Origin of the sequence: uncultured Catenibacterium sp. (assembly GCF_900540665.1) — a bacterium.
In the GTDB taxonomy this organism is placed as follows: Bacteria; Bacillota_I; Bacilli_A; order Erysipelotrichales; family Coprobacillaceae; genus Catenibacterium.
The window spans coordinates 1-5,466 of record NZ_UQGV01000104.1; the positions used below are offsets into that span (position 1 = coordinate 1).

Consider the following 5,466-nt stretch of genomic DNA (forward strand, 5'->3'; position numbering starts at 1 on the left):
CCCCAATAATTTAAAGCGAGTTTTCTATTGACCCCCCTTAAAAATTAAAGGTTCCTTTTCTTTTGATGAGTTCTTCATATTTTCCTGGTTCAAGTCTTTCTAGAATATCAACTGCAACCTGTAATGCATTGCGATATTCACCATTTCTAAATAAGACTTCAGCCTTAGTAAGTTCTGTATTGACCTCTAAGAACATTGAACGATAACGATTGGCATAGACAATGGCATCTTCTACCATACCTGCTGTCACAATCATATTATGAACATTATCATAAAGCTTATAGATCACATCTCTCGCCCCTTCTACCTTGGCACATAGTTCATTCAATACAACCGGTTTATGGGCTTTAAAACGCTTGATTTCTTCTACCTTATTATAAGAGTCAGCAATATAATCACGATAAGAATCATTCACAAGAGGAAGATGTTCATTCTTGATTTCAGACTTGATTTCCAATAAAACAATATTGATGTTTTCGATGAGTTCTTCTGCTTCCTGATTCTTCTTTTCAATTTCATCTTTCTGCTTTTCAAACTCTTCAAGATATGCATCATGTGCCATCATTCTTTCATAAAGATTCTCAACATGTTCTAACATATCTGCATATGCAAAATGACCCGACTCCATCTGTTCAATAAGATCATTAGCGGCATTTTGAATCTGTATAAACTCTTCATGCTTCTTATTAATAACAACTTCTTCTTCATCAATCACAAATTCAGTAATCAAGCGACGATATTCCTTCATGGTCTGCTGATACATACTTGTAAGTCTCTGAAGTTCATTATAGCTTTCTCTCCATTTTTCCTTGAACTGCTTATATGAGTCAAGTTCTTTACTTAAATCAATCACTAATCCTTCAATAAGACCGGTTAAAGGTTCAAGCACTTCTGCTGCAGCCTTAATATCTACATTCTTTACCTGCACAATGGATTCTTCCATCTGCTCATCCACTTCCTGACGGCGTGCAGCAACCTTCATTTCTTCAAGCGCATAATCATCACCTTCTAAAGAAGCAATTAATTCATCCACCTTATTGATCTTGCTTGGCAATAAATCAGATACTACATAAACATAAGAAGGAAGATCCTTTAAATTTTCATGAAGACTATCAATACGATTTTCAATTTCTTCTGTAAACTTCTTAGCATCCGCAAACATCTGATTATTCATTAATGTTTCAAGCTTTACAAAATCATCATCTAGTTCTTTAAACATCTCTAAGGCATGTGGCACAAACTCTTCAACTTTAATACGAATCTTATCGTATTCATTGCCTACCTGACGATACTTTTCTTTTACTCTAATGATTTCTATACGCTGGATGTTTTCTATTTCTGTAACCTTCTCAATGCGGGCAAGAAGGGCTTTTGCATCATGATCATAACGCTGTATCATTTCCTGAATCATCGCCAGTTTCTTTTTGACACCATGACTTTTTCCATAAAATAAAGCAGCATCCACTTCATCCACCAGAACACCTAATTCATTCTTCTGGAATTCAGTGATTTCTTCAAAATCCTTAGTGAACTCTTCATACTGTTCAACAACTTCCGGCATATTTTTCGCAATGGACTGTACACGACCTAATCTATATTGTAATGGCAGTGTTTTAATTCCATTAATCTGATTTTCTAATTCTAAGATTTCTTGACGATATACCTTTAATCTCACTGAATGATATATAATCATAAAAATAATCAAAACAATGAGGATAGAGGCAAATATTACTAGGTTTCTTACTCCTATATATTGTATTAGTTCCTTTATATAATCCATAAAACATCCCTCTCTTACATATCGACTTAATTTTATCATATTTTTCAAGCCATTTCATCACGGAATCGTTAAACCATCAAAAAAATACACACCTGTTTATTTCTTTTTACGAAAATATTTACTCTATCTTAAAAATAGGGATATGATTGTATTGTTTGGGAGGATAAAACATGAATGAAAGTACAGATTTAATACATGGTAAGATATGGAAAGCGATATTATGGTTTTCTATTCCTATGTTAGTTGGAAACTTATTCCAGCAGCTTTATAACACAGTGGACTCTTATGTAGTAGGTAACTTCGTGAGTTCCGGGGCTCTTGCAGCTGTTGGACAATCCACTCCAATTATTAATACTCTTGTTGGTTTCTTTACAGGACTTGCGACAGGCGCAGGAGTTGTGATTGCTCAATATTTTGGTGGTAATCATTTAAATAAGATGAAAAAAGCGATTCATACATCAATTGCCTTAACTCTTATTTTATGTGTATTATTTACTGCTTTAGGTATAGGCTTATCACGTCAGATTCTAATTCTTATTGGTTCTCCTGATTCAGTCATGGCACCTGCAGCGTTATATTTACGTATTTATTTTGGTGGTATTTCTTTCGTATGTATTTATAATATGGGCTCAGGTATATTACGTGCTGTAGGTGATTCTAAGACACCACTTTATTATTTGATTATCGCTTCTATTATTAATATTATTCTAGACTTTGTTTTTGTATTGAATTTTCATATGGGTGTTGCAGGTGCTGGATGGGCGACTTTTATTGCCCAGGGAATCAGTGCGTTGCTTGTTATAATAAAATTAGTATTCTCTAGAGAAATCTATAAAGTAGAGATTAAAGAGATTTCTATTGATAAGCCCATCTTAAAGAAGATTATTGAAATAGGAATCCCTACTGCCCTTCAGCAATCCATTGTATCTTTCAGTAATGTTATTGTGCAGTCTTATATCAATACTTTTGGTGCCAATGCAGTGGCTGGCTATACTTCCTATGTAAAGATTGATGGATTCCTACAATTACCAATTCAAAGCTTTGCGATGGCTATTACAACATTTACAGGACAGAACATTGGTGCGCGTGCTATAGAACGTGTCAAGAAAGGTCTTCATACAACAATGGCTATGACCTTTGGAATTACAACTATTGGTGTTATTTTGATTTATGTATTTGGTGAGCAGCTCGTAGGTATCTTCTCTAGTGATCCTGAAGTGATTAAATATGGTTATTTAATGGCCCGTATCTTTGCGCTAGGATATCTCACATTGCCTGTTATCCAGATTATTTCTGGTGCACTTAGAGGTGTAGGGTTATCTAATATTCCTATGTATTTCATGGTAGGTTCATTTGTCTTTTTAAGACAGATTTATCTTGCGATAGCTGTTCCTTTTACTCATAATATCGCAATTGTATTTGCAGGGTGGCCTGTAACCTGGGTTGTTTGTATGATTGGATTACTTATCTACTACTTCCGTGTACATTGGCTAGATCATGTATAAGAATATCGGATTTATTCCGATATTCTTTTTTTGTGGTGGTATAATTATACGAGGAGGAAAATATATGATTAAAACAATTCAAGGTGATATCACAAAAGTAACAGACGTAGAGGCTATTGTGAATGCGGCCAATAATCTCCTACTAGGTGGAGGTGGTGTAGATGGAGCAATCCATCGTGCGGCAGGGCCAGAGCTTCTTAAAGAATGCAGGACTCTTCATGGTTGTGAAACAGGAGAAGCAAAAATCACAAAAGCATATAATCTTCCTTGTGATTATGTAATTCACACTGTAGGTCCTATCTGGTGTGGTGGAAATCATAATGAAGAAAAATTACTTGCCCACTGCTACTATAACTCTATGAAGCTGGCAATGAATCATGGTATCAAAAGAATCGCATTCCCTTCTATATCAACAGGTGTATATCATTTTCCTGTGGATAGAGCCGCAAAGATTGCAGTCAAGACTGTAAATGAATTCATAGAAAATAATCCTAATTATTTTGAATTAATAGAATGGGTACTCTTTGATTCTCATACTGCATCAGTATATGAAGCAGAATTGAGTAAATTGAGTAAATTTATGTAGTTTTCATCAACTTTTATTTGACTTTCTATACTTTATTCAGTATAATCAAATTCGCAATAAAATGAATAGCGGTACATAACAGTCGTGCAGCTACGTTCTTGACTTAGGGATGCAAAGTATCTTACCGCAAGAGAAATGCTTAATAAGAACATACGCAGGGTGAGTTATGAATTGTTATTGTTTTATGCAAATAAAACAATAAGGAGGTAACGTCAATGGCACGTTATACAGGCCCAATCTGGAAAAAGTCTAGAAGACTTGGTTTCTCAGTATTGGAAAACGGAAAAGAATTAAACAAGAGACCTTATGCTCCAGGTCAGCATGGTCAGAAGAGACACAAGAGCACTGAATATGGTCTTCAGTTAGCAGAAAAGCAGAAAGTAAGACATATGTATGGTGTTAACGAAAAGCAGTTCCACAACACTTTCAATCGCGCTTCTAAGATGGAAGGTGTAACTGGTGCAAACTTCTTATTCTTACTTGAATCAAGATTAGACAACGTAGTTTATAGAATGGGATTCGCAACAACTCGTAGAGCAGCTAGACAGTTAGTAAACCATGGTCATATTTTATTAAACGGTATCAAGACTGATATCCCTTCATGTAGAGTAAATCCTGGTGATGTTATTACTGTTAAGGAAAGATCTCAGCAGTTAGATGTTATCAAGACAGCTTTAGAAGCTCAGACTCATACTCCTGGCTTCGTTGAAGTAGATGCTGAAAAGAGAACTGGTAAGTTCACTAGACTTCCTGAAAGATCTGAATTAAATCAGGAAATCAACGAACAGCTAATCGTCGAATACTATAACAGACTTGGTTAATTCTATTAGCAGCCTTAGGGCTGCTTTTTTATTGGAGTATATATGAATGCAACATTTAATTTAATCATGGATATTGTTGGCACTATTGCTTTCGCAATTTCTGGTGTGATGGTTGCAAGTAAAAAGAAGATGGATTTATTTGGAATCAATATTCTTGCACTATGTACTGCAGTAGGTGGAGGGATGGTAAGAGATGTACTGATTGGTGTCACTCCCCCTGTTATGTTTAGAAACCCAATCTTCGTAATTATTGCGCTAGTCACTGCCAACTTAACTATTTTAATATTATATTTTCATAAGAAAACAACAAGAAAAAGTATTGAGTCTTTGACTACTCAATTATTATTTATCTTTGATACTCTAGGCCTTGCCGCTTTCACAATGGATGGTGTAAATGCGGGTATGGCTGTTCATCCTGGAATATTTCTTCCTGCATTCCTAGGTGTAATGACAGGTGTAGGTGGAGGTATTATTCGTGATGTTCTCGCAAATGAACTACCTCAAGTATGTATAAAACAGATTTATGCTTCCGCTTCAATCATTGGCGCAATCATTACATGTTTATTCATGAAATATGGGGAAAACAATGCTGCAGTTGTATTAGGCTTTATTATTGTTGTACTCATCAGAGTACTTGCAGCCCATTATCGATGGGATTTACCAACAATTGATTATTATGGAGACAAAAACAAAAAATAGGTCTATGACCTATTTTTTTCGGGTCTTTAATTTTTGTGGGGGTCAGACCTTCGCTCTAAATATTTGGGGGTCTTG

The 5,466-nt window shown here is 35.3% G+C and carries 5 protein-coding genes; 4 read left to right on the forward strand and 1 reads right to left on the reverse strand.

Annotated features, from left to right (window positions below; all coding sequences use genetic code 11):
* Nucleotides 1-37: 37 nt before the first annotated feature.
* Nucleotides 38-1,780, reverse strand: a complete 1,743-nt coding sequence (locus tag QZQ55_RS10435; protein WP_295093104.1) for a septation ring formation regulator EzrA — start codon at nt 1,778-1,780, stop codon at nt 38-40.
* A 170-nt stretch (nt 1,781-1,950) separates the two neighbouring features.
* On the opposite strand from QZQ55_RS10435, the gene QZQ55_RS10440 reads away from it, so the two are divergent.
* From QZQ55_RS10440 to QZQ55_RS10455, 4 genes are all read left to right on the forward strand, one after another.
* Nucleotides 1,951-3,285, forward strand: a complete 1,335-nt coding sequence (locus tag QZQ55_RS10440) for an MATE family efflux transporter (protein ID WP_295093106.1) — start codon at nt 1,951-1,953, stop codon at nt 3,283-3,285.
* A 64-nt stretch (nt 3,286-3,349) separates the two neighbouring features.
* A complete protein-coding gene (locus QZQ55_RS10445) occupies nt 3,350-3,871 on the forward strand; it encodes an O-acetyl-ADP-ribose deacetylase (protein ID WP_295093108.1) in 522 nt (173 codons plus the stop codon).
* 215 nt (nt 3,872-4,086) lie between these two features.
* Nucleotides 4,087-4,692 carry a 30S ribosomal protein S4 gene (rpsD, locus tag QZQ55_RS10450; protein WP_295093110.1) on the forward strand — a complete coding sequence of 202 codons (606 nt, stop codon included), beginning with the start codon at nt 4,087-4,089 and terminating at the stop codon, nt 4,690-4,692.
* A gap of 42 nt (nt 4,693-4,734) precedes the next feature.
* Complete coding sequence (locus tag QZQ55_RS10455; protein ID WP_295093112.1) at nt 4,735-5,391, forward strand: trimeric intracellular cation channel family protein; 657 nt, start codon at nt 4,735-4,737, stop codon at nt 5,389-5,391.
* Nucleotides 5,392-5,466: the final 75 nt, after the last annotated feature.